The following is a 24,635-nucleotide window of genomic DNA, read 5'->3' on the forward strand; positions in this document are numbered from 1 at the left end:
CCCCACCAAGCCGTATAGTTGCCCCATTCAAGCGCTCTACGAGATTCCCAATGACTCAGGAAACGCCCTACATCTTCGACGCCACCACGGCCGATTTCGATCAGTCGGTGATCGCGAACTCTTTCCACAAACCGGTGCTGGTGGATTTCTGGGCCGAGTGGTGTGCGCCGTGCAAGGCGCTGATGCCAATGCTGCAAACCATTGCCGAGAGTTATCAAGGCGAATTGCTGCTGGCCAAGGTCAACTGTGACATCGAGCAGGACATTGTGGCCCGCTTCGGCATTCGCAGCCTGCCGACGGTGGTGTTGTTCAAGGACGGTCAGCCCGTTGACGGCTTTGCCGGCGCCCAACCGGAATCGGCGGTGCGGGCGATGCTCGAACCCCATGTGCAGATGCCGCCGCCGGCCGCCGCCGACCCGTTCGAACAGGCCCAGGCGCTGTTCGACGACGGTCGTTTCGCCGACGCCGAAGCCCTGCTCACGGTGTTGCTGGGTGACGACAACACCAACGCCAAGGCCCTGATCCTGTACGCCCGCTGCCTGACCGAGCGCGGCGAGCTGGACGAAGCACAGACGGTGCTCGACGCAGTGAAAAGCGATGAGCACAAGGCCGCCCTCGCCGGTGCCAAGGCGCAGATCCAGTTCCTCGGCCTGGCCAAGCACCTGCCGGACGCCGCCGACCTCAAGGCGCGCCTGGCGAAAGACCCGCAAGACGATGAAGCGGTGTACCAACTGGCGATCCAGCAACTGGCGCGCCAACAGTACGAAGCGGCCCTCGATGCGCTGCTCAAGCTGTTCGTGCGTAACCGCAGCTACAGCGAAGGCCTGCCCCACAAGACCTTGTTGCAGGTATTCGAACTGCTGGGCAACGATCATCCGCTGGTGACGACCTATCGTCGCAAGTTGTTCGCGGCGTTGTATTAAGCCCCACTCCAGCTATAGAGCGGCGTATCGCCGCCGCTCAACACCTTGACCTCAGCGCAGTGGCGCAAGCGCACCAACAAGCGCTTGCCCGCCGAGGCGCTGCCGGTCAGGCCTTCGAGCTGTTCCAGCAGGTCCGGGCCGCTCAGTTGACCGGCCTTGCGCAGCAGTTCCTTGGCGATCTGCCATTGGGCATCGTCCTGATTCGTCGGTTTGGCCGCCGGTGCCGCCACGCCTTCGGATTTGGCCACTTGCAATTGCGCGCCGAGCTGCGCCCAGTCGCCCTCATCCATTTCGATCGTCAAGTCCACCGGCCATTCGCCGACGGTTCCGCGTATCCGCAACATTACCGTGCTCCTGAATATTTCATGTACGCATGCTCCCATGGCCCTTGCGCGACGCCAAGCAGACGGTCAAACTCTCCGCACTTTCGTTATAAGATTACATAACCTTTTCGGAGACTCGTCATGCGTCGTCTGCTTCTCGCCTTGCCATTCGCCCTGCTGCCATTGGCTGTCGCTCATGCGGCGGTGGAGCATGACCACGACCATGATCACGAACATGGCAGCCTCGGCGCCCATGAACACGGCGTTGCTCGACTGAACGCGGCACTGGATGGCCAGACCCTGGAGCTGGAGCTGGAAAGCCCGGCGATGAACCTGGTGGGCTTCGAACACGCCGCCACCAGCGATGCCGACAAGGCCAAGGTCGCCGCGGTACGGGCGCAGTTGGACAAGCCGCTGGCGCTGTTCAACCTGCCGGCCGCCGCCAAGTGCACCGTGGCCCAACAGGAACTGGAAAGCCCGTTATTCGGCGATGAACCGGACCACGAAGACCATGACGAAGACGCCGATGGCGACGAACACCACGAGCACAGTGAGATCCACGCCCACTACCAGTTCACCTGCGCCGCCGCTGGTGCATTGAAGAACCTGGACCTGGCGACACTGTTCAAAACCTTCCCGGCCACTCAGAAAATTCAGGTACAACTGATCAGCCCGAGTGGCCAACAAGGCGTGGAAGTGACGGCCAAGGCGCCCACCCTGAAATTCTGATTCACTGCCAACTCCAATGTGGGAGCGAGCTTGCTCGCGATGAGGCCGGCACATCCAATACAGATGCAGCCTGCCCCAGCGCTATCGCGAGCAAGCTCGCTCCCACAGGGGTTCATCATGATCTGATCGGTTTCATATGACCCAAGCACTCATCGAACTGTCCGACCTGGGCTTCAGTTGGCCCGGGCATCCGCCCTTGCTGGATATCCCGGCGTTTCGCCTGGAAGCGGGTGAAACCTTGTTCCTCAAGGGCCCGAGTGGCAGCGGCAAGACCACGCTGCTGGGGCTGCTGGGCGGGGTGCAAACGCCGGATCGCGGCAGCATCCGCCTGCTCGGCCAGGAACTCAGCGAACTGGCCGCCGGCCGCCGCGACCGCTTTCGCGTGGACCATACCGGCTACATCTTCCAGCAGTTCAACCTGCTGCCGTTTCTCTCGGTACGGGAGAACGTCGAACTGCCCTGCCACTTCTCGAAACTGCGCGCGCAGCGGGCCACCCAGCGCCATGGCAGTGTCGATCAAGCGGCCGCCACGCTGCTGGCCCACCTGGGCTTGACCGATCCGAACCTGTTGGAGCGTCGCGCCGACTCGTTGTCCATCGGCCAGCAACAACGGGTCGCCGCCGCCCGGGCCTTGATCGGTCAACCGGAACTGGTGATCGCCGACGAACCGACTTCAGCCCTGGATTACGACGCCCGGGAAAACTTCCTGCGGCTGTTGTTCGCCGAATGCCGCGAGGCCGGGTCGAGCCTGTTGTTCGTCAGCCACGACCAGAGCCTGGCGCCGCTGTTCGACCGCCACCTCTCGCTGGCCGATCTCAATCGCGCCGCCACGCCACTCGAGGTCTGAGATGTATTTGTTCCGTCTAGCCATGGCCAGTCTGGCGAACCGCCGCTTCACCGCGATCCTCACCGCGTTTGCCATCGCCCTCTCGGTCTGTCTGCTACTGGCGGTGGAGCGAGTGCGCACCGAAGCGCGAGCCAGTTTCGCCAGCACCATCAGCGGCACCGACCTGATCGTCGGTGCCCGCTCCGGCTCGGTGAACCTGCTGCTGTATTCGGTGTTTCGCATCGGCAACGCCACCAACAACATCCGCTGGGACAGCTTCGAACAGTTCGCCAAAAACCCGAAAGTGAAGTGGGCGATCCCCATGTCCCTGGGCGACTCCCATCGCGGCTACCGGGTGATGGGCACCACCGAGGCCTACTTCGAACATTACCAATACGGCCGCCAGCAACACCTGGAGCTGGCCGATGGGCGGGCCTTCGCCACCGATCCGTTCGAAGTGGTGCTCGGTGCCGAAGTGGCCGAGGCGCTGCACTACAAGCTCGGTGACGAACTGGTGCTGGCCCACGGCGTGGCGGCGATCAGCCTGGTCAAGCATGACGACAAGCCCTTCACCGTGGTCGGGATTCTCAAGCGCACCGGCACCCCGGTGGACCGCACGCTGCACATCAGCCTCGGCGGCATGGAGGCGATCCACATCGACTGGAGGAACGGCGTGCCGGCCCAGGGCAATGGGCGCATCAGCGCCGACCAAGCCCGCAACATGGACCTCACGCCCCAAGCGATCACCGCGTTCATGCTCGGCCTCAACAGCAAGATTTCGACCTTCGCCTTGCAACGCGAAATCAATGAGTTCCGTGGCGAACCGCTGCTGGCCATCCTCCCCGGCGTAGCACTGCAGGAGTTGTGGAGCCTGATGGGCACGGCGGAAAAGGCCTTGTTCGTGATTTCGCTGTTCGTGGTCCTGACCGGGTTGATCGGCATGCTCACGGCGATCCTCACCAGCCTCAACGAACGTCGCCGGGAAATGGCGATCCTGCGTTCGGTGGGGGCGCGGCCGTGGCACATCGCGACGCTGCTGGTGTTCGAAGCCTTTGCCCTGGCACTGGCCGGGGTCACCGCCGGGCTGGCCTTGCTGTACATCGGCATCGCCGCCGCCCAGGGTTACGTGCAGTCGGCCTATGGCTTGTACTTGCCCCTGGGCTGGCCGAGCGAATATGAATGGACGCTCATGGCTGGCATCCTGGTCGCCGCCCTGCTGATGGGCAGCGTGCCGGCCTGGCGCGCCTATCGCCAATCGTTGGCCGATGGCCTGTCGATCCGTTTATGAGGACCGTGAAAATGCCCCGCGCCCTGCTTGCGCTGTTGATGATGGTCGCCCTGCCGCTGTGGGCGGCCGAGCCGAGGGACCTGGCCTGGTCGGAAATGATCCCACCGGACGCACCGCCGGAAGTGCCGAACATGACACCGCTGCACGACCTGTCGAAGATGAGCGACGCCCTGGCCGCCGAGTCCGCTCCAGCCGCCAAGCAGGATTTGCCCAACGCGCCGGTGGTCAAGGCCCTCGATGGCCAGCAGATTCGCTTGCCGGGCTACATCGTGCCGCTGGAAGTCAGTGAGGAAGGTCGCACTACGGACTTTCTGCTGGTGCCGTATTTCGGCGCCTGCATCCACGTGCCGCCACCGCCGTCGAACCAGATCGTGCATGTGAAAAGCGAGGTCGGCGTAAAGCTCGACGAGTTGTACCAGCCGTACTGGGTCGAGGGGCCGATGCAGGTCAAGCCGTCCACCAGTGAACTGGCCGATGCCGGGTATCAGATGGAGGCGCAGAAGATTTATGTGTATGAACTGCCGGAGTGAATCCGCGGGTCATGGGTTGCCTGTGAAATAGCCTTCGCGAGCAAGCCCGCTCCCACATTGACCGAGTTTTGCCAGTAGAAATACGGTCAAACGGTGGGAGCGGGCTTGCTCGCGAAGGGGCCTCGCAATTGACTCATCATCATTTCATTGAGCTGTGTCAAAAGACCGGCCCAGGCGGCTCCGTACCATGGGACATCAATTTTGAAATGTCCTCTGGAGCCCCCATGCACAAGTCCTTGCTCAGCGCTTCCCTCGTTGCCCTCGCGCTCGCTGCCCCGCTCGCCCAGGCCCATACGGCCGGTGACATCATCGTTCGCGCCGGCGCTATCACCGTCAACCCAGAGGCCGACAGCTCCAGCGTCAAGGTCGACCGCGGCCCGCTGGCCGGCGCCGACCTGGGTGGCAAGGCGACCATGAGCAGCGATACGCAACTGGGCCTGAACTTCGCCTACATGCTGACCAACAATTGGGGTATCGAACTGCTGGCGGCCTCGCCGTTCGAGCACGACGTGAAAATCAAAGGCACCGCCCTGGGCGCGGCCAACGGCAAGCTCGGCACCCTCAAGCACCTGCCGCCCACACTGAGCCTGGTCTACTACCCGCTTGACGCCAAGTCGGCGTTCCAGCCCTATGTCGGCGCCGGTATCAACTACACCTGGATCTACGACGAACACGTGGGCAGCGAAGCCAGCGCCAATGGCTTCAGCAACTTCCGAGCGAAAAATAGCTGGGGCATGGCCTGGCAAGTCGGTGCCGACTACATGCTGACCGACAACATCATGATCAACGGCCAGATCCGCTACATCGACATTGACACCACCGCCTATGTGGACAACAACGCCGTGGCCGGCGGTACCCGGGCCAAGGTGGATGTCGATGTGGACCCGTTCATCTACATGGTGGGGTTGGGCTACAAGTTCTAAGCCGAACTTAAAGGTACGAACTTCCCTGTGGGAGCGAGCTTGCTCGCGATGACGGTGGATCAGCCAGCAATGATGTTGGCTGACCCAGCGCTATCGCGAGCAAGCTCGCTCCCACAGTTTTTTGGACGGTGGGAAACTCAGCGCCCCAGCAACCGCGCCAACCCCACGCTCATCGGTGTTTGCGGGGGAAAGCTGAAGCGCTCCAACAAGCGACGATTGTCAGCCCGGGAATGGCGAATGTCGCCGGAACGCGCCGGGCCGTAGCTGATCGGTGGCAGGTCGCCCACCACGGCGGCCAGGGCCTGGAGCATCTGTTTGAGGGTCGTGGCCTGGTTCCAGCCGACGTTCACCGCGCCCACGTCCACCTCGGGCTTCTCGATGGCCTGCACCAGTAAGTCCACCAAGTCTTCGACATAGACAAAATCCCGGGTCTGCTCGCCGTCGCCGAATACGGTGATCGGCAGGCCTTTCTGTGCCCGTTCGCTGAAGATGCTGATGACCCCGGAGTACGGTGAGGACGGATCCTGACGCGGGCCGTAGATGTTGAAGAAACGGAACACCACCGGCTCCAGGTTGTGCTGGCGGCGATAGAAATCGAAGTAGAACTCGCTGGCCAGCTTGTCCGAGGCATAGGGCGTGAGCGGGGCCTTGGGGGTTTCTTCGTCGATGGACTCGCCTTCGCCGTTGTTGCCGTAGACCGCTGCGCTGGAAGCGAACAGCACCCGCTTCACACCGGCCTGGCGCATGGCTTCGCAGACATTCAGGGTGCCGATGAAATTGCTCTGATGGGTGCGCACGGGGTCGTCCACCGAGGCTTGCACCGAGGCCACCGCCGCCAGGTGCGCCACGGCGCTGCAACCGGCCATGGCCCGGGCCATCAGGGCGGCATCGGCGACGTCGCCTTCGATCAGTTCGACCGCCGGGTTGTCCAGGGGCAGGTTGCTGCGCTTGCCGGTGGACAGGTCATCGAGGATGCGCACCGCATGCCCCTTGGCGAGCAAGGCGTCGGTCAGGTGCGAACCAATGAAACCCGCGCCGCCGGTGATTAAAACAGGGCCTTCAGCCATGGCGATAAAACCTATCCAGTAAGCCCGGGAGTGCTGCGCGCCAGGCGCGGGGCTTGATCCCGAAAGTGTGCAGAATTTTCTTGCAGGCCAGCACCGCGTGCTGCGGTTCTTCCGCGGCGTCCGGCCGTGCGGCATGGGCCTGGGGCGTAGGCGACTCGATGGCCAGCGGATGCAGGGCGCGGGCTTCGGTGAGGATCGCCTGGCCCAGCGCCAGTGGCGTGGTCGCCTCATGCCCGGCGTAATGATAGGTGCCCCACAGCGGCGCCGCACAATCGAGTTGCTTGAGCACGGAAATGATCACCCGCGCGGCATCGTCCACGGGCGTCGGATTACCCCGGCGATCGTCAGCCAGCAACAGCTCTTCGGGCTGCTCGGCCCGGGCCAGGAAACGGCCGAGGATGCCATCGGCGCTGTCGTCCAGCAGCCAGCCGAAACGTAGCAACACATGTTGCGGGCAGGTGGCGCGCACGCTTTGCTCGATCCGCCACAGCGCCTGGCCGCGCACACCCAGGGGCACGGGCTCGTCCTTCTCGCTGTAGGCCGTGGCACGGGAACCGTCGAACACCCGATAGCTCGACGGTTGCAGCAAGACGATGTTGTGATGCTGGCACAGCCCGGCCAGACGCTCGACAGCGCGCTCCTGGCTGGCCAGGCGCTGCTCGCTGACGGCCTCGGCCTGGAACCAGTCGAAGTAGTACGCCAGGTTGATCAAGGCGTCCGGACGGGTGTCGTCGAGCAGTTGCGTCAGGCTCGCGGCATCCCAGCCGTCTTCGGGCGGGCGGGGGGCAAGAAAACCGATGTCTTCTTCTGCACCGAGGCGAATCAGCGCCTGCCCAAGGGCATTTCCGCCGCCCAGTAACATAAGGCGCATTCGCATAAAGTCAGCAGGCCCAGTCTATTGGCACAAGAATTTGGTCGACAACGCCCGCAGGCGTTGCCGGAATCGTTGCATTTTGCGGGTTTAGTGCGCAACCGTCATCCGTAAAGTGTGGATCCGGCATTTGTGTGCACCTTGAGGCTGCTATCGCGAGCAAGCTCGCTCCCACAGGGATCGCATAGGCACTGATATCTCCTGTGGGAGCGAGCTTGCTCGCGATGAGGCCCTGACAGGCGATGGACATCTCAGCCGATACTTGCATCTCCCCCGCTCCACCCGCATAAACTGCCTTATGAATCTGCCCCTTGCAGCCGACCACGCCATGGCAGGCTTTCACCCCGCCGTTCGCGCCTGGTTCAGCCAAACCTTCCCGGCGGTCACGGCCGCCCAGGCCCGGGCGTGGCCGTTGATCGGCCAGCGGCGCTCGGTGCTGGTCGCGGCGCCCACTGGCTCGGGCAAGACCTTGACCGCGTTCCTCGCGGTGCTCGATGACCTGGTGCACCGCGGCCTGGAACAAGGCGGCCTGCCGGACCAGACCCTGGTGGTCTACGTCTCGCCGCTCAAGGCCCTGAGCAACGATATCCAGATCAACCTGCAGAATCCCCTGGCCGGCATCACCGAGCAGTTGCAACGAATGGGCTTGCCACCCTTGCCGATCACCACCGCCGTACGCACCGGCGACACGCCGCAAAAAGACCGCTCGGCGATGCGCAAGACCGCGCCGCACATTCTGGTGACCACGCCCGAATCCCTCTACGTGCTGCTCGGTTCCGATTCCGGCCGGCAGATGCTCGCCAGCACCCGCACGGTGATCGTCGATGAAATCCACGCCATCGCCGCCAGCAAGCGCGGCAGCCACCTGGCCTTGAGCCTGGAGCGCCTGCAAGCCCTGTGCGCCGAACCCCTGATGCGCATCGGCCTGTCGGCTACGCAAAAGCCCATCGAAGCGGTGTCACGGTTTCTCGTCGGTGAAGGACGCGCCTGCGAAATCGTCGACATCGGCCACGCCCGTCCCCGGGACCTGGACATCGAGGTGCCACCAGTGCCGCTGTCGGCGGTGATGGCCAATGACGTGTGGGAGCTGGTCTACAACCGCCTCGCCGAGCTGGCCCGGGCGCATCGCACCACCCTGGTGTTCGTCAACACACGGCGCCTGGCCGAACGCCTCAGTCGTCATTTGAGCGAGCGCCTGGGCAAGGACGCCGTGGCCGCCCACCACGGCAGCCTGGCGAAGGAGTTTCGCCTCGACGCCGAACAACGCCTCAAGCGCGGTGAACTGCAGGTACTGATCGCCACCGCCTCCCTGGAACTGGGCATCGATATCGGCGATGTCGACCTGGTCTGCCAGATTGCCTCGCCCCGTTCGATCTCGGCGTTCCTGCAAAGAGTGGGACGCTCTGGCCACCAGGTCGGCGGCACGCCCAAGGGCCGCCTGTTCGCCACCACCCGCGACGACTTGATCGAATGCGCCGCCCTGCTCGATTGCGTGCGCCGCGGCGAACTCGACATCCTGCACATCCCCAAGGCGCCGCTGGATGTGCTGGCCCAGCAGATCGTCGCCGAAGTCAGTTGCCAGGAATGGCCGGAACAGGCGCTGTTGGAAACCTTCCGCCGCGCCTCGCCCTACGCCGAGCTGGACGAAGGGCATTACCAGGCGCTGTTGCAAATGCTCGCCGAAGGCCTCAATGGCCGCCAGGGCGTGCGCAGCGCCTACCTGCACCGCGACGCCGTGACCCGGACCCTGCGCGGGCGCCGGGGCAGCAAACTGACGGCGGTGACCAGCGGCGGCACCATTCCGGACAACGCCGACTACAGCGTGCTGCTCGAACCCCAGGGCTTGAACATCGGCAGCGTCAACGAAGACTTCGCGGTGGAGAGCATTGCCGGCGATGTGTTCCAACTGGGCAATACGTCCTACCGCATCATCCGCGTCGAGACCGGCCGCGTGCGGGTCGAGGACGCCCAGGGCCAACCGCCGACCATTCCGTTCTGGCTCGGCGAAGCCCCGGGGCGCAGCGACGAATTGTCTTTGGCCGTGGCGCGCTTGCAAGCCCAGCTCGATCACCTGCTCGGCGCCACGCCGGGCAACCTGCAACCGGCCCTCGACTGGCTGACCGGCACCTTGCGCCTGAACCTCGCCAGCGCCGAACAATTGATCGATTACCTGGCCCCGGCACGCCTGGCCTTCGGCGCCCTGCCGTCCCAGGACACACTGCTGATGGAACGGTTTTTCGACGAGTCCGGCGGCACGCAGCTGATCATCCACACGCCCTTCGGCAGCCGCATCAACCGCGCCTGGGGCCTGGCCTTGCGCAAGCGCTTCTGCCGCACCTTCAACTTCGAATTGCAGGCCGCCGCCAGTGAAGACGCCATCGTGCTCTCGCTGTCCACCAGCCACAGCTTCGAATTGGACGAAGTCTGGCGCTACCTGAACAGCCACAGCGCCGAACAGATCCTGGTCCAGGCGGTGCTGGATGCACCGCTGTTCGGCGTGCGCTGGCGCTGGAACGCTGGCGTGGCCCTGGCCCTGCCGCGCTACACCGGCGGGCGCAAAGTCGCCCCGCAGATCCAGCGGATGAAAAGCGAAGACCTGATCGCCAGCGTGTTTCCGGACCAGATCGCCTGCCTGGAAAACCTCGCCGGGGAGCGGGAGATCCCCGATCACCCGCTGGTGGAACAGACCCTCGACGATTGCCTGCACGAAGCCATGGACAGCGACGGCTGGCTAGCGTTGTTGCGGCGCATGGAAGCGGGCCAGATTCGCCTGATCAGCCGCGACCTGCCGGCGCCCTCGCCGCTGGCGGCAGAAATCCTCAGCGCCCGTCCCTACACCTTTCTCGACGACGCGCCGCTGGAAGAACGGCGGACCCAAGCGGTGATCAACCGGCGCTGGAGCGATCCACAGTCCACCGACGACCTGGGCGCGCTGGACGCCGAAGCCATCCAGTCGGTCCGGGATGAGGCCTGGCCGAAGCCGGCCAATCTCGATGAGATGCACGAAGCCTTGATGAGCCTGGCCTGCATTGCCGACAGCGAAGCCGATGCCCACCCATCGTGGCTGGATTGGCTGCGGGCACTGGCCGCGAGTGGGCGCGCCAGCCACATACAGATCAGCGCCGAGCGGGGTCTGTGGGTGCCGCTGGAACGCCTGAGCTGCTTGCAAGCCCTTTATCCACAGGCTCGCTGGGAACCGGCGCTGACCCCACTGGCCGATTTCGATGAAGCCTGGAACGTTGACGAAGCCTTGGTGGAAGTGCTCCGCGCCCGGCTCAGTGCCTTCGGTCCGCTGCCGTTGAAGGCCATCGCCTACCCGCTGGGGTTGTCGACCCCGCAGGTCACCCAGGCCCTGGCGCAGCTCGAGCAGCAAGGCTACGTGCTGCGTGGAAGGTTCACGCCGGGCATTGGGCAGGAGGAATGGTGCGAGCGACATTTGCTGGCGCGGATCCATCGCTACACGGTCAAGCGCCTGCGCCGGGAAATCGAGCCGGTGATGTTGCAGGACTTCATGCGCTTCCTGTTCGACTGGCAGCACCTGTCGTCGTCCACCCAGGGCCGGGGCAATGCCGTGCTGCCGTCGATCCTCGGCCAGTTCGAAGGCTACCCGGCCGCCGCCTCGGCCTGGGACAGCGACCTGTTGCCCGGGCGGATCAAGGACTATTCGCCGAGTTGGCTCGATGAGTTGTGCCGCAGCGGCAAGTGGGTATGGACGCGCCTGAGCGCACGCCAGAAGCCGTCCGCCAGTGCCCTGCGCAGCACGCCGGTGGTGTTGCTGCCGCGCAGCCAGGTGGCGTTGTGGAGCAGCCTGGCCGGACAAACAGCCCTTGATGAGTTGTCGCCCAAGACGCAGAAAGTCCATCAGGCCCTGAGCGAGCATGGCGCGCTGTTTTTCGATGAGCTGGCCCATGAAGCCCATCTGCTGCGCAGCGAACTGGAAATCGCCTTGCAGGAACTGGTGGGTGCCGGGCTGGTGAATGCCGACAGCTTTGCCGGCTTGCGCGCACTGATCACCCCGGCCAGCAAACGCCAGGCCCGCAGCAGCCGGCGCGGGCGCGGCGCATTTGTCGGTGGCATGGACGACGCCGGGCGCTGGGCCTTGTTGCGCCGCAGCCAACCCGCCCCTGTGGAAGGCAACCGCCCGGCGCCGACACCGCCCGAAACCCTGGAACACATCGCCATGACCCTGCTGCGCCGTTACGGCGTGGTGTTCTGGCGCGTGCTGGAGCGGGAGGCCGAGTGGCTGCCGAGTTGGCGCGAACTATTGCGCACTTTCCATCGCCTGGAGGCGCGGGGCGAGATTCGCGGCGGGCGGTTTGTCAGCGGCCTGGCGGGGGAACAATTCGCCCTGCCCGAAGCGATTGCGTTGCTGCGCGAAACCCGTCGCCGCCCCACCGATGGCAGCTTGGTGGCCGTGTGCGGGGTCGACCCGCTGAACCTGGCCGGCACCTTGCTGCCGGGGGCGAAAGTGCCGGCGGTGGCGAGTAATCGGCTGGTGTATCGGGACGGCTTGCCGGTGGCGGCGCAGATTGCCGGCAAGCAGCATCTTTGGATCGAATTGGATGCTCAAGGGATGGCTGAGGTCCGGCACAAGCTTGTTCAGAAAGGTTGAGGGTGTCTGGGCCGGTCCTATCGCGAGCAAGCTCGCTCCCACAGGGGTTGTACATTCACCACGAACCTACTGTGGGAGCGAGCTTGCTCGCGATGGGGCCGGCAGCCCCACCACAAACCTCACTCACTACCGAGATGGATCAGGCACCTCTTCCCCCTCTTTCGACTCTTCCACAAACCGCTTGGGCAACATCACCTGCTGTGGATAAGTCTGCGCAAAGTGCACCGCCGGGTGGTTATCCACAAGCTTCTTCAACTGCTGGTTGAACGCTCGGCTCACCGCATATTGCCCACCCGACACGGTGCGGAACTGCGCCGTGAGCACCACGCCGTTTAGGTCCATCTTGTCCACGCCGAACACATCCAGCGGCCCTTGCAGGTTGAACTTGAGGAACGGGTCTTCGGCGATCGAACGCCCGGCTTCGCGAATCAGCTCGATGGCCTGGTCGACATCGGTGTCATAAGTGAATTGCACGGAGAAAAACGCAAAGGCGAATTGCCGGGACTGGTTGGTCACTGCCTTGATCTGGCCGAACGGCACCGAGTGCACGAAACCCTTGCCGTCACGCAGGCGCAGGGTGCGGATGGTCAGGCCTTCGACAGTGCCGGCGTGGCCGGAGCTGAGCACCACCCAGTCGCCGATGGACAGCGTGTCTTCAATGATGATGAACAGCCCGGTGATCACGTCCTGCACCAGTTGCTGCGAACCGAAACCGATCGCCAGCCCCACCACCCCGGCACCGGCCAGCAACGGTGCGACATTGATCCCCAGGTTGGCCATGGTGGTGATTGCGCAAATCACCACCAGAATGATTTTCGCCGCGTTGCGCAACAGCGGCAGGATGGTCTTGACCCGGGTGCTGGGCTGGCGGGCCCCGCGCTTGTTCAGCGGCGGCTTCAAGGCTTCCTGGATCGCGGTGTCGAGCACCACCCACGTGAGCCAGGTCATCAGGAAAATCAGGCCGATGCGGCTCAAGGAATCGCTGATCGCCCGGCCTATGGCATTGCGCGAGGCGAACTCGAACAAGGAAATGCCCCAGATCCGTCCGAGGACTTCAATGAATGCCACCGCCATGACGATCCGCAACAAAGCGTGCAACAGGCTCAACAGCCGCCCCTTGTAGGCGCTGTTGTGCTGGATGGCCTCGGCCTTGGGCGACTTGAAGACATGCTGGAGCACCGTGCTGAGAAACACCGTGGCGATCAGCAAGATGGTGGTGAACAGCGCGCAACGCAGGGCTTTCTGGTTGTCCTCGCCGACACCGATCAGGCTCACCGCCGACACCAGCACCATCAACAGGATCGGCCAATACCAGAGCCCGGAGAAAATCCGCAGCGACTCCTGCAAGGCCGGTTGTTTCAAGCGCTGGGCCAGAGGGCGGTTGCGGATCAGGTGCGCCACCGGGCGGCGCATGCGGATCACCAGCCAGCCAAAGATCATCGACGCCGACAACCCGGTGAACACCGCGACGCTGCTGGTGATGTTGCCGCCCAGTTGCCGGGCGATCTGCGGGCTGGTCAGGGCATCGCTGAGGGCGGCGAGAAAGCCGATCAGGAACAACGGTCGGGGGCTGAAACGCCGGATCATCGCCACCGCCCGGCGTTTGTGGCCGGCGTTGAACATCACGATCACGCACAGCAACACCGAGGTGGAGAAAATACCGCTGCTGGTGGCGTAGGCGAAGCATAACGCCAGGGCGCGACCGACCGAGACTTGCAGAAAGTGACTGACATAGAGGGTCAACGGCAGGCAGATCAATGCCCCAGCGGTGTACGGCAACAGATAACCGAGCAGATCGCGTACGCGCCGGCGGGTGCGCAGCCAGCGCCGGTGGCCCAGATGTCGCAACAACAACCGCGCCGCGGACCAGATCAGCGCAAACGCGCCGATCCAGACACTGGACAACAACAGGAAATCCCCCGCCACGCGCCAAGACGAACGGGACGTCTGGTCCACCAGCCGGTCCACCTCGTCCGCCGCCCGGTCCGCGCGCAGGCGCCAGGCATCCACCAGGCTTTGGTTTAGATCGAGTTTGTCCTGGACGTCGTCGATGCTCGAACTGATGGCCCCCAATAAACCGCCCTGCACCAGCGGCGCAGGTTCGGCGGGCGGTTCATCGGCCTTGGTGGTGCCAGGGACAGCGGCGGTCCCGTAGGCGCTGGTGCCGGTCAGCGCCAGCAAGAACAGCAGCAATACAGTGCTCAATCGAGACAAAACGCGAGGCTCCTTCACACGGGATCGGTAAGGAACTGATCAATATTGGGCCGGCAAGTTCGCTAGCAAGACCAATACTCTCCCTGTGGCGAGGGGATTTATCCCCGCTGGGCTGCGCAGCAGCCCCCAACAAGCACATCAGGTGAATCTGACCCACCGAGGTGACGGTTTCTGGGACTGCTTCGCAGTCCAGCGGGGATAAATCCCCTCGCCACAGTATTTCAACGTCTGCTCCGCCGCCGGTAAGCCCATCGAAACTTTCTACGCCCTCCGGCAGTCATCAAAAGACACAGGCGGTACGAGGTCATTGGCACGGGAGGGATACATGACGGCGATCCACATTGGTATTTCCGGCTGGCGCTACACGCCTTGGCGGGGGGATTTCTACCCCAAGGGGCTGACCCAGAAACGGGAACTGCAATTTGCCTCGCGAGCGGTCAACAGTATCGAAATCAATGGATCGTTCTACGCCCTGCAACGCCCCGAACGGTATGCCCAGTGGTATGCCGAGACGCCGCCCGGCTTCGTGTTCAGCGTCAAGGCCCCGCGCTTCATCACCCATATCAAGCGCCTGCGGGACATCCACAAGCCTTTGGCCAACTTCTTCGCCTCCGGCGTGCTGGAGCTCAAGGAGAAATTGGGGGCGATCCTCTGGCAGTTTCCACCCAGCTTCAAATTCGACCCCGAGCTGTTCGAAGACTTCCTCAAGCAATTGCCCCACGACACCGAAGACGCCGCCGCCCTGGCCCGAGAGCATGAGCCGCGCCTGGATGGCCACGCCAGCACCACGACTGACAAAAAGCGCCCACTGCGCCATGCCGTGGAAATCCGTCATGAGAGTTTTATCGACCCGCACTTCATCACATTGCTCAAGCGCTACGACGTGGCCCTGGTGATCGCCGACACGGCCGGCAAATGGCCCTATCGTGAAGACGTCACCAGCGATTTCGTCTACCTGCGCCTGCACGGCGCCGAGGAGCTGTATGCCAGCGGCTACACCGACGAGGCGTTGAAGCGCTGGGGCGACCGGATCGAGGCCTGGAGCCACGGCAAGCAGCCGAGCGACGCGCACCTGATCGATCCGGACAAGAAACCCCGGGCACGCAAGAGCCGGGAAGTATTCTGCTATTTCGACAACGACATCAAAGTCCGCGCGCCCTACGACGCACGCCATTTGCTGGAACGTTTCCATCTGGACAAGGACCTCGCCACCGCGCCCGGCCAGCGACCGGCCGAAGGGGTGTTGCCATGAACCGTCCGCAAACCAGCGAAGCGACCTGCGAGCCGACCCAGCAAGGGGCTCAGGATCTCGACAGAGTCAGCCGTTTCACCGTGCTGACCGTCAACACCCACAAGGGCTTCACCGCCCTGAACCGACGCTTCATCCTGCCGGAGCTGCGCGAAGCGGTCCGCAGTGTGTCCGCCGACGTGGTGTTCCTGCAGGAAGTCCACGGCACACACGAACACCATCCCCAGCGCTACAGCAACTGGCCGAGCATGCCGCAATACGAATTCCTCGCCGACACCCTCTGGCCACAGTTCGCCTATGGACGCAACGCGGTGTACCCGGCAGGCGACCATGGCAATGCGTTGTTGTCGAAATTCCAGATCATCCGCCACGACAACCTGGACGTGTCCATCAGCGGCCATGAAAACCGCGGCATGCTCCACAGCGTGCTGCGCCTGCCGGGCGATGGGCCGGATGTGCATGCCATATGCGTCCACTTGGGGCTGCGCGAGGGTCATCGTGTCGAGCAACTCAAGCTGCTTTGCCAACGCTTGAGCGAACTGCCGCCCGACGCACCGGTGATCGTTGCCGGCGATTTCAACGATTGGCGCGGCAAAGCCAGTGAATTGCTCGAACCCTGCGGCCTGCGGGAAGTGTTCGCCGAACAGTGGGGCAAGCCGGCCCGCAGTTTTCCGGCGCGCCTGCCGATCCTGCGCCTGGACCGCATCTACGTGCGCAACCTCAAGGCCCGTCATCCCAAGGTGTTGAACGTACGACCCTGGTCGCACCTTTCCGACCATGCACCGCTGTCGGTGGAGATCGAATTATGAGCGCGACGATGGACAAGGCGACGGTGGAACAGGTCGACACGACGCCCACCGAACGCAACCCGGCACTGGCCGATATCGAATACGGCTGGCACGGCAACAATCGCGTCACGCTGCTGGAAAATGGCGAGGAGTATTTCCCCAGGGTCTTCGAGGCCATTCGCCGGGCCGAAACAGAAATCCTGCTTGAGACCTTCATTCTGTTCGAGGACAAGGTTGGCTACGAATTGCGGGACCTGCTGGTGGAAGCCGCCCAGCGTGGCGTGCGCATCACCGTCAGCCTCGATGGCTTCGGCTGCGGTGAGTTGACTACCGCTTTCCTGGCCTCGTTGAGCGACGCCGGAGTGCGCTTGCAGATGTTCGACCCGGCACCCCGGCACTTGGGGATCCGCACCAACTGGTTCCGCCGCCTGCACCGCAAGATCGTGGTGGTGGACGGGGTGATTGCGTTCATCGGCGGGATCAACTTTTCCGCCGACCACCTGGGGGATTTCGGCCCCGAGGCCAAGCAGGACTATTCCGTGGAGATCAAGGGGCCGGCGGTGGTGGACATCCATCACTTCGCCCTGCTGCAAAGCGGCCGTCCGTCCCGGGCCAAGTATTGGTGGCAACGCCGCCGCAGCCGTCGCAACGAACTGGCCTTCAGCGACCATGACGGCCAGGTGCGCCTGGTCTACCGGGATAACCACGAGCATCAGACCGACATCGAAGAGGTCTACCTGCAAGTGCTGCGCAGCGCTCAGCGGCGGGTGGTGATCGCCAATGCATATTTCTTCCCCGGCTACCGGTTGCTGCGCGAGATCCGCAACGCCGCCCGGCGCGGCGTGGAGGTGCGGCTGATCCTGCAAGGGCAACCGGACATGATGATCGCCAAGCTCGCGGCCCGGATGCTCTACAGCTACCTGCTCAAGGCCGGCGTGGTGATCTACGAATACTGCGAGCGGCCGCTGCACGGCAAAGTCGCCTTGGTGGATGAAGACTGGAGCACGGTGGGTTCAAGCAACCTCGACCCGCTGAGCCTGTCGCTGAACCTGGAAGCCAACGTGCTGATCCGCGACCGGACGTTCAACCGCGAGCTGTTCGAGCGCCTCGACTACCTGAGCCGCGAACACTGCACGGTCATGCCCGAAAACCATGCGCCGCGGGGCCTGCTGTGGCGCATGACCATCGGCTTCATGGTGTTCCACTTTTTGCGCCACTTCCCGGCCTGGGCCGGCTGGCTGCCGGCCCATAAACCGCGTCTGAAACCTTTTTCACCGCCGACGGCGGTCCGGAGCGAACCCCATGAACCACTCTGAAGCGCACACCGCGCCGAGAGATGCCCATGCGCCGGAACAGGCCAAGCCCAAATCCCGTTGGAGCCGTTGGAAAAGACCGCTGACCCTGGCGTTTTTCCTGCTGTTGATCGTGCTCTTCACCGCCCTGGCACGGCGCATCGATTGGTCCGAGGTGTTCGCCACCCTGGCCGATTTCAAGGTGCGCACCTTGATCATCGCCGCTGCGCTGACCATCACCAGCTTCATCACCTATGCCTGCTTCGATCTGATCGGGCGCACCTACATCCGCCAGAAACTCGGCTGGCGGCAGATTTTGCCGGTGGGGGTGATCAGTTATGCCTTCAATCTCAACCTCAGCGCCTGGGTAGGTGGTATCGCCATGCGCTATCGCCTGTATTCGCGGCTGGGCGTCAGCAGCGGGAACATCGCCAAAATCCTCGGCCTGAGCCTGGCCACCAACTGGTTCGGCTACATGACCCTGGCCGGGGTGGTGTTCAGCAGCGGCCTGGTGACCATGCCGCCGGGCTGGAAACTCAGCAGCGACGCGTTGCAAGGCGTGGGCGTGCTGTTGTTGCTGGCGAGTGCCGGATACCTGGCGGCCTGCCGGTTTTCCAAGCGTCGGGCCTGGACCGTGCGCGGCATGGAAATCAACCTGCCGTCGCTGCGCATGGCGGTGCTGCAACTGGCGTTGGGCGCGCTGAACTGGTCGTTGATGGCGGCGGTGATTTTCACCTTGCTGCCCAGCAAACTGGATTACCCGATGGTGCTCGGAGTGTTGCTGATCAGCAGCATTGCCGGGGTCATCACTCACATTCCGGCGGGGCTTGGGGTGCTGGAGGCGGTGTTCATTGCCCTGCTGCAACATGAAGTGTCGCGGGGCAGCCTGCTGGCGGGGCTGATCGCTTACCGGGCGATCTACTTCATCCTGCCGTTGCTGATTACCGTGGTGATGTACTTGGTGATCGAGGCGAAGGCCAAGGCGTTGCGGATCAAACCTGGGGTCAAGCGCTGAGGTGCCACGCCTGGCCCCATCGCGAGCAAGCTCGCTCCCACAGGGGATGTGCATTGGACATGGGTTTGGCATTCATTGCAGATCCAATGTGGGAGCGAGCTTGCTCGCGATGAGGCCCCCTCACATACCACACGATCAGCGCGCCTGAATGATGCTCAACCGTTCTCCCACCACCATTTCCGTGATCCAGTCCACCAGGATCGAGGTGTAGGCCTGTTGTGACACGGGGTCGCTCAAGGCATGGTCGGCGCCGTCGATGATGCGGTGGGTCAGCGAATGGGTCTGCTGGCACGCCGCGCGGTAGCTCATGATCGTGGCATGAGGCACATGATCGTCGGTCTCCGACTCCACCAGCAACACATCACCAGTGAACTGTGAACAGGCATGCAAGGCGCGGTTGGTGTCGGCGTGTACCAGGGTGCTGCGGTAGTCCAGCAGGTCGCTCTTGTCCAAGTCGCGCTTGGGCGTGTGCCATTGTTCGTCGCGGTACAGCGCCGGCACCCGCAGGGCCAGCCAGCGCACTGGGCGTAGCGACGTCAGGATCGACGCCAGGTATCCCCCGTAGCTGGTGCCGACCACGGCGATCGCCGAAGTGTCGAGGGCCGGATGGGCCAACAGGCGATCGTAGGCCGCCAACAAATCCCGCAAATTGTCTTCCCGAGTGACCCGGGACAAGGGAATTCCTGCCCCGCCGGTGTGCCCGCGCAAGTCGAACGTCAGACAGACACAACCCAGGCCAGCAATGCCCTTGGCCCGTTCCAGGTCGCGCTCCTGACTGCCGCCCCAGCCGTGTACGAACAACACACCGGGGACCTTCGATTTGGGGCTCAGGAAGGTCCCGTTCATCCGTTCGTCGTCGATCTCGATTTGAATGGTTTCACTTCTAGCCGTCATAAGATTGAACCGTTACGTATTTGAGAAGAAAGTCGCTGTTGTGGGCCTCGCCGCGATAAACCTCCCTGGCCCCGGCTGGCAGCGGTTGGTCGAGGTAGGTTTCCACCGAAGACACCCGCACCGCGCTGGTCTCAGGCGTTTCGACGAACACCTGCAACGCCGCCAGTTCGGCGCTGCTGGCCCCGCCCATGCGCCACGACTGCTCCAACACGCCGCCACGGGGCTGGCCGGCGGCATCCAGGCCCTGGGCAATGTCGTAATTGCGCCGCGACGCAAAAAAGCTCGGGTAGGCCTGGTTGGCGGCGTCATCGAACACTTGCGCCAGCCGCACCGCCTCACGCACGTCGTCAGGCAGTTCGAGCCTGAGCAACTCGATATAGCCGCCCTGCACCACCAGCAGGTCCGACCCGCCGTACACCTCCAGCCCTTCGCTGTCGTGGGTCAGGTGTTGCACGCCGCAATAGCTCAGGACCTGGCCGTTGATGAAGCTCTGGCCGACGCTCTGGGTCTTGACCTCGTTGAGGTGCTGCTCCAGCACCACGCCATCGCGAAACAGCGCCTGGGCGTCGGGCCCGGCGGCGACTTCATCGAACTGCGCCAGGCTCTTGATCAACCGTTGACCACGCCCAGCACAGGCATGAATCGGCTTGATGCGGATCGGCCCGGTGTAGAGCAAATGTTCGGCGGCCGGGCGGGCATCCTTGAGCGAAAAGACCGTCACGCCGTCCAGCACCGCGCCCCGGGTGAGCTTGGCAAACAGCGGTGACCAGCCTTTGGGCGCCACCGCGTCCTTATTCAACAGACCGTGGGTAATCGCCTTGGTGCAGATAAAATCATGCTCGACATACCCACCCCACACATCCTCCGGCCCCTTCACCCCCAGACGCATCAAAGTTTCGGTGCCGATCAGGGTTTGCGTGGGCAATAGATAAAGATCATGACCGGCCTGGGGATCATGACTGTCGCCGTACTCCCAACCCAGGATCTGCGCCAGCCATTGGGCCAGTGCACGGTTGGTCTCGACCTCATGGCGGGGCGCTTGTGGATTGACCGAATAGGCCACGACCCGTTTGTTGCGATTGACTGATGTCATGCGGTGCCCTTTTTCCTGCGCTCGATAGCTTTAGGTAAGGATAGGTGCAGAGATCAGGCCAATGATGTCATCGGCAAGAATGGGTCAGCCAAGCGGGCGCCTTGTGTGCCGTTGATAGCAACTGGCCTATTTCATTCTGCACGACACTCGCTTGGCATCCCGCAAATTGCACGATGCCCCAAGGTAAACCCCTCGCCACAAAAAGCATTCACTGCGGCCTTGAAACACCCACCGGGCTTACCCCAAATCTCGCCCGATAATCGCTCGGCGCCAACCCGGTGATTTTCCTGAACGTCGCGCGAAAGGCACTGGGGTCCTGGTAGCCGACGGTCCAGGCAATGTGGTCGATGGTGCCATTGGTGAACTCCAGCATTTCCCGGGCCTTGCCGACCCGCAGGTGTTGGCAGTACTCGGTGGGCCTGAGCCCGGTGGCGGCACGGAACCGGCGCAGGAAGGTGCGCTCTTCCAGCCCAGCCCGTTCGGCCATCGCACCGAGTGAAACCTCCACCGCACCGTTGCTTTGCAACCAATGCTGGACCTTGAGAATCGCGGCATCGCCATGGCCGAGGATGGGCGCGAAGTTACTGCCGCACTGGCTCGCGCTGTCGCTGTGTTCGATCACCAGAAATTGCGCGGTGCGCGTGGCGATGCTGGGCCCGAGCAGGCGGTCCACCAGGCGCAGTCCCAGCTCCGACCAGGCCATCAGCCCGGCGGTGGTGATCAGGTCGCCATCGTCGACAATCGGTTTGTCGGCGTTGAGCTTGATCTTCGGGTAACGGGCGGCGAAATCCTTGGCCGAGGTCCAATGGGTGGTAGCGCTGCGCCCATCGAGCAGGCCGCTTTCGGCCAACAGGATCGAACCAACACACACACCGCCCAACACGGTGCCGCCCGCATGCTGCGCACGCAGCCAATTCATCAGCGTGGGCGAGGCCAGATCATCATCGAAGCCGGCGAGGGACGGCGGAATCAGCAACGCCACCAAATGGCCCGCCGTGCCGGTTTCGCTGTCGAACACCCGCCGCGGCGTCTCACCGCTGTCGGTCTGCCAGTGACTGACCCGCAACCGCGGCAATGGTGCACTGGCGTGCTCGGCCGCGATCCGCTGGGCCACGGCGAACAGATCGGTCAAGCCATGCACTGCCGCCATTTGCGCGCCGGGGTAGATGAGCACCCCAAGCTCGGCGACTGCCCTTTGCTGCGCCATTGTCAGTTTTCCCTCGCTTATTGTCGTTGCGGCCAATCCTCGAACCGGCGGTAAAGACCAATACTGGCGCCCTACCCCACTTGATCTAAGGAAGCCCTCATGTCCAAGCAAGCGCTCATCGTAGTCGATATCCAGAACGACTACTTCCCCCAGGGTAAATGGCCGTTGGTCGGTGCCCATGCCGCCGCCGATAACGCCGCACGGTTGATCGAAGCCTTTCGCCAGGCCGGCGACAGCGTGGTGCACATCCGCCACGAATTCACCTCCGACGACGCGCCCTTCTTCACCCCAGGCTCCGAAGGCGCACAGTTGCACCCCAAGGTGCTCAACCGCGCCGATGAACCGGTGGTCCTCAAGCACTTCGTCAATTCGTTTCGCGAAACCGAACTTCAAGCGGTCCTCGACCAGCAGGGCATCGAACAATTGGTGGTGGTCGGCAGCATGAGCCACATGTGCGTCGATGGCGTGGTGCGGGCGGCGGCGGATCTGGGCTACGGCGTCACAGTGATCCACGACGCCTGCGCCACCCTCGACCTGGAATTCAACGGCGTCGTCGTGCCGGCTGCCCAGGTGCATGCGGCGTTTATGGCGGCGCTGGGGTTTGCTTATGCGAGCGTCGTCAGCGCTGAGCAATTTCTGACTGCCGGTCGGACACAGTCCTAATCTTCAAGCGAAAAAAAACCGCGCTCGGGAACCGAAGCGCGGTTTTGTCTTTAGCTTGAAGCTAGCGGCCTGAAGCCTATGAGCTGTATTCAGAACGGGATATCGTCATCGAAGCTGTCGAAATCCGGAGCCGGTTGCGGCGCGGCCTGTTGTGGGGCCGGACGCTCACGTTGCGGCTGTGGCGCCGACTGTGGACGAGGCGCCTGCTGACGCGGGGCCGGAGCCGACTGCTGGTAGTTGTTGCCACCTTGTTGCTGGTCGCCCTGTGGACGGCCACCCAGCAATTGCATGGTGCCTTGCATGTCGACCACGATTTCGGTTGTGTAGCGCTTGATGCCGTCTTTTTCCCACTCGCGGGTCTGCAGCTTGCCTTCGATGTACACCTGCGAACCCTTGCGCAGGTATTCGCCGGCGATCTCGGCCACCTTGCCGAACATCGACACGCGGTGCCATTCGGTCTTCTCGACCTTCTGGCCGGTCTGCTTGTCGGTCCACTGTTCGCTGGTCGCCAGACTCAAGTTGGTCACGGCGTTGCCGTTCGGCAGGTAGCGAACTTCGGGATCCTGGCCGCAAGTACCGACCAATATGACTTTGTTAACCCCACGGGCCATAACGTTCTCCTAGGCTTCGCACGTGGTCGGGGCCGGGTTGTTCACCAGGCGCTCGAGCGTCGCGCGATCCAATAATTCGGTGTCGAGTTTGATATAAACGGCCGCCTCGTCGGCGACCACCACTGCATCGGTTACTCCAACGACGGCCTTCAGACGCTCGGTCAGGCCAGCCTCACGAATCGCCTCGGGCGATAAGGGCAAGCGCAGGCTCGTCACATAGGGAGGTTCGCGCATGGTAACAGCAAAAAGCAGCCAAAGTGCAGCCAGCGCGGCGCATCCCAGGAACACAACCGACAAACCGCCATGCTGGAACAGCCAGCCGCCGAGGATCCCGCCCAACGCCGAACCCAGGAACTGGCTGGTGGAGTAGACCCCCATCGCCGTGCCCTTGCCGCCCGCCGGCGAAACCTTGCTGATCAGCGACGGCAGCGAGGCTTCCAGCAGATTGAACGCGGTAAAGAACACCACCGTGCCGATCACCAGGGCCCGCAAGCTATCGCCGAACTGCCAGAAGAATAGCTCAGTGAGCATCAGCGTCAGGACGGCGCCGAGTAAAACTCGTTTCATTTTGCGTCGTTTTTCGCCATAGATGATGAACGGGATCATGGCGAAGAACGAGATCAGCAACGCGGTCAGGTAGACCCACCAGTGCTGTTCTTTGGGCAGGCCGGCCTTCTCGACCAGGGCCAACGGCAAGGCCACGAAGCTGGACATCAGCATGGCGTGGAGCACGAAAATACCCAGGTCCAGGCGCAACAGGTCCGGGTGCTTGAGCGTTGGGATCAATGCCTGGCGCGCCACCCCGGATTCCCGGTGCTGCAACGGCCCGGTGGCGCGCGGCACCATGAACGCCACGATCAGGATCCCCACCAGCGCCATGGCACCGGTCGCCAGGAACAGGCCCGACAAGCCAAAAGCCCGGGTCAGCAAGGGACCGACCACCATGGCCACGGCGAATGACAGACCGATGGTCATGCCGATCATGGCCATGGCCTTGGTCCGATGCTGTTCTCGGGTCAAGTCCGACAGCAGCGCCATGACGGCCGCGGAAATGGCCCCGGCCCCCTGCAGGATGCGTCCGGCGATCACGCCCCAGATCGAGTCGGCATTGGCCGCCAGCACGCTGCCGAGGGCGAAGACGATCAGCCCCAGGTAGATAACCGGACGCCGGCCGATGCGGTCGGAAATGATCCCGAACGGAATCTGGAAGATCGCCTGGGTCAGGCCATAAGCGCCAATCGCCAGGCCGATGAGGGCCGGGGTGGCGCCTGCCAGGTCCATGCCATAGGTCGCCAGCACCGGCAACACCATGAACATGCCCAGCATACGGAAGGCGAACACCAGGGCCAGACCGCTTGCTGCGCGTGTCTCGCCACGACTCATGCGTTCGCTGTGGGGATCTTGCATGGAAAAACCTCATGTGAACCGGCGGCGATTCTACCAGTCCCATCGATTGAGAGGGTATATGGCGACCGTTTGCCGCGCAGTCTTCATGTATGGCCGCAATCGCGTCGCCA

Annotated in this window: 21 protein-coding genes; 12 read left to right on the plus strand and 9 right to left on the minus strand. The window is 63.3% G+C overall.

Annotated features, from left to right (window positions below):
• Window positions 1-50: 50 nt before the first annotated feature.
• Complete coding sequence (trxA, locus tag AB7M32_RS01290; protein ID WP_454248883.1) at window positions 51-923, plus strand: thioredoxin; 873 nt, start codon at window positions 51-53, stop codon at window positions 921-923.
• On the opposite strand, the gene AB7M32_RS01295 is transcribed toward trxA, so the two are convergent.
• Window positions 920-1,267, minus strand: a complete 348-nt coding sequence (locus AB7M32_RS01295) for a hypothetical protein (RefSeq protein WP_454248884.1) — start codon at window positions 1,265-1,267, stop codon at window positions 920-922. The genes trxA and AB7M32_RS01295 overlap by 4 nt on opposite strands.
• 120 nt (window positions 1,268-1,387) lie before the next feature.
• Here AB7M32_RS01295 and AB7M32_RS01300 point away from each other — a divergent pair, with 120 nt between their 5' ends.
• The 5 genes from AB7M32_RS01300 (at window position 1,388) to AB7M32_RS01320 (ending at window position 5,542) form a co-directional block, all read left to right on the plus strand.
• On the plus strand, window positions 1,388-1,975 hold the full coding sequence (locus AB7M32_RS01300; protein ID WP_072410453.1) for a DUF2796 domain-containing protein: 588 nt from the start codon (window positions 1,388-1,390) through the stop codon (window positions 1,973-1,975).
• Window positions 1,976-2,111: 136 nt separating this feature from the next.
• Window positions 2,112-2,822 (plus strand): ABC transporter ATP-binding protein, encoded by a 711-nt coding sequence (locus AB7M32_RS01305; protein ID WP_060740412.1) that lies wholly within the window; start codon window positions 2,112-2,114, stop codon window positions 2,820-2,822.
• Window position 2,823: 1 nt separating this feature from the next.
• Window positions 2,824-4,089: an ABC transporter permease gene (locus AB7M32_RS01310; protein WP_454248885.1), complete on the plus strand. Its 1,266-nt coding sequence runs from the start codon at window positions 2,824-2,826 to the stop codon at window positions 4,087-4,089.
• A gap of 11 nt (window positions 4,090-4,100) precedes the next feature.
• The gene (locus AB7M32_RS01315; protein WP_025215734.1) at window positions 4,101-4,619 is read left to right on the plus strand and encodes a DUF3299 domain-containing protein; all 519 of its coding nucleotides are present in this window, start codon (window positions 4,101-4,103) and stop codon (window positions 4,617-4,619) included.
• A 224-nt stretch (window positions 4,620-4,843) separates the two neighbouring features.
• Window positions 4,844-5,542 (plus strand): OmpW/AlkL family protein, encoded by a 699-nt coding sequence (locus AB7M32_RS01320; RefSeq protein ID WP_060740410.1) that lies wholly within the window; start codon window positions 4,844-4,846, stop codon window positions 5,540-5,542.
• A gap of 137 nt (window positions 5,543-5,679) precedes the next feature.
• On the opposite strand, the gene AB7M32_RS01325 is transcribed toward AB7M32_RS01320, so the two are convergent.
• Together AB7M32_RS01325 and AB7M32_RS01330 are read right to left on the minus strand one after the other, a co-directional pair.
• Window positions 5,680-6,609 carry an NAD-dependent epimerase/dehydratase family protein gene (locus AB7M32_RS01325; protein WP_454248886.1) on the minus strand — a complete coding sequence of 310 codons (930 nt, stop codon included), beginning with the start codon at window positions 6,607-6,609 and terminating at the stop codon, window positions 5,680-5,682.
• Complete coding sequence (locus tag AB7M32_RS01330) at window positions 6,602-7,486, minus strand: sugar nucleotide-binding protein (RefSeq protein ID WP_122566165.1); 885 nt, start codon at window positions 7,484-7,486, stop codon at window positions 6,602-6,604. The genes AB7M32_RS01325 and AB7M32_RS01330 overlap by 8 nt, the downstream gene beginning before the upstream one ends.
• A 292-nt stretch (window positions 7,487-7,778) precedes the next feature.
• On the opposite strand from AB7M32_RS01330, the gene AB7M32_RS01335 reads away from it, so the two are divergent.
• Window positions 7,779-12,092 (plus strand): Lhr family helicase, encoded by a 4,314-nt coding sequence (locus AB7M32_RS01335; RefSeq protein ID WP_454248887.1) that lies wholly within the window; start codon window positions 7,779-7,781, stop codon window positions 12,090-12,092.
• Window positions 12,093-12,218: 126 nt separating this feature from the next.
• Here AB7M32_RS01335 and AB7M32_RS01340 read toward each other — a convergent pair whose 3' ends face one another.
• On the minus strand, window positions 12,219-14,306 hold the full coding sequence (locus AB7M32_RS01340) for a mechanosensitive ion channel family protein (protein ID WP_454248888.1): 2,088 nt from the start codon (window positions 14,304-14,306) through the stop codon (window positions 12,219-12,221).
• Window positions 14,307-14,631: 325 nt separating this feature from the next.
• On the opposite strand from AB7M32_RS01340, the gene AB7M32_RS01345 reads away from it, so the two are divergent.
• From AB7M32_RS01345 to AB7M32_RS01360, 4 genes are read left to right on the plus strand one after another with little or no spacing between them, the layout of a single operon-like run.
• The gene (locus AB7M32_RS01345; RefSeq protein WP_454248889.1) at window positions 14,632-15,558 is read left to right on the plus strand and encodes a DUF72 domain-containing protein; all 927 of its coding nucleotides are present in this window, start codon (window positions 14,632-14,634) and stop codon (window positions 15,556-15,558) included.
• Window positions 15,555-16,364, plus strand: a complete 810-nt coding sequence (locus tag AB7M32_RS01350) for an endonuclease/exonuclease/phosphatase family protein (RefSeq protein ID WP_454248890.1) — start codon at window positions 15,555-15,557, stop codon at window positions 16,362-16,364. Before AB7M32_RS01345 ends, AB7M32_RS01350 begins: the two co-directional genes overlap by 4 nt.
• Window positions 16,361-17,659 carry a cardiolipin synthase ClsB gene (gene clsB / locus AB7M32_RS01355; protein WP_454248891.1) on the plus strand — a complete coding sequence of 433 codons (1,299 nt, stop codon included), beginning with the start codon at window positions 16,361-16,363 and terminating at the stop codon, window positions 17,657-17,659. The genes AB7M32_RS01350 and clsB overlap by 4 nt, the downstream gene beginning before the upstream one ends.
• Window positions 17,646-18,650 carry a lysylphosphatidylglycerol synthase domain-containing protein gene (locus AB7M32_RS01360; protein ID WP_454248892.1) on the plus strand — a complete coding sequence of 335 codons (1,005 nt, stop codon included), beginning with the start codon at window positions 17,646-17,648 and terminating at the stop codon, window positions 18,648-18,650. Before clsB ends, AB7M32_RS01360 begins: the two co-directional genes overlap by 14 nt.
• Before the next feature lie 135 nt (window positions 18,651-18,785).
• Here the strand turns inward: AB7M32_RS01360 and AB7M32_RS01365 are convergent, their stop codons facing one another.
• From AB7M32_RS01365 to AB7M32_RS01375, 3 genes are all read right to left on the minus strand, one after another.
• Entirely contained in the window at window positions 18,786-19,544 is a 759-nt protein-coding gene (locus AB7M32_RS01365) for an alpha/beta hydrolase family protein (RefSeq protein ID WP_072410480.1), read from the minus strand.
• Window positions 19,534-20,637 carry a DUF3182 family protein gene (locus AB7M32_RS01370; protein ID WP_454248893.1) on the minus strand — a complete coding sequence of 368 codons (1,104 nt, stop codon included), beginning with the start codon at window positions 20,635-20,637 and terminating at the stop codon, window positions 19,534-19,536. Before AB7M32_RS01370 ends, AB7M32_RS01365 begins: the two co-directional genes overlap by 11 nt.
• Before the next feature lie 208 nt (window positions 20,638-20,845).
• On the minus strand, window positions 20,846-21,844 hold the full coding sequence (locus tag AB7M32_RS01375) for a GlxA family transcriptional regulator (RefSeq protein ID WP_454248894.1): 999 nt from the start codon (window positions 21,842-21,844) through the stop codon (window positions 20,846-20,848).
• Window positions 21,845-21,943: 99 nt separating this feature from the next.
• Between AB7M32_RS01375 and AB7M32_RS01380 the strand changes: the two genes are divergently transcribed.
• Entirely contained in the window at window positions 21,944-22,507 is a 564-nt protein-coding gene (locus tag AB7M32_RS01380; protein ID WP_454248895.1) for a cysteine hydrolase family protein, read from the plus strand.
• An 89-nt stretch (window positions 22,508-22,596) separates the two neighbouring features.
• On the opposite strand, the gene AB7M32_RS01385 is transcribed toward AB7M32_RS01380, so the two are convergent.
• Both AB7M32_RS01385 and AB7M32_RS01390 read right to left on the minus strand, forming a co-directional pair.
• A complete protein-coding gene (locus AB7M32_RS01385) occupies window positions 22,597-23,118 on the minus strand; it encodes a single-stranded DNA-binding protein (protein WP_003206078.1) in 522 nt (173 codons plus the stop codon).
• A 9-nt stretch (window positions 23,119-23,127) separates the two neighbouring features.
• Entirely contained in the window at window positions 23,128-24,525 is a 1,398-nt protein-coding gene (locus AB7M32_RS01390; protein ID WP_454248896.1) for an MFS transporter, read from the minus strand.
• Window positions 24,526-24,635 lie beyond the last annotated feature (110 nt).

The organism is Pseudomonas sp. R151218B TE3479 (genome assembly GCF_053629195.1).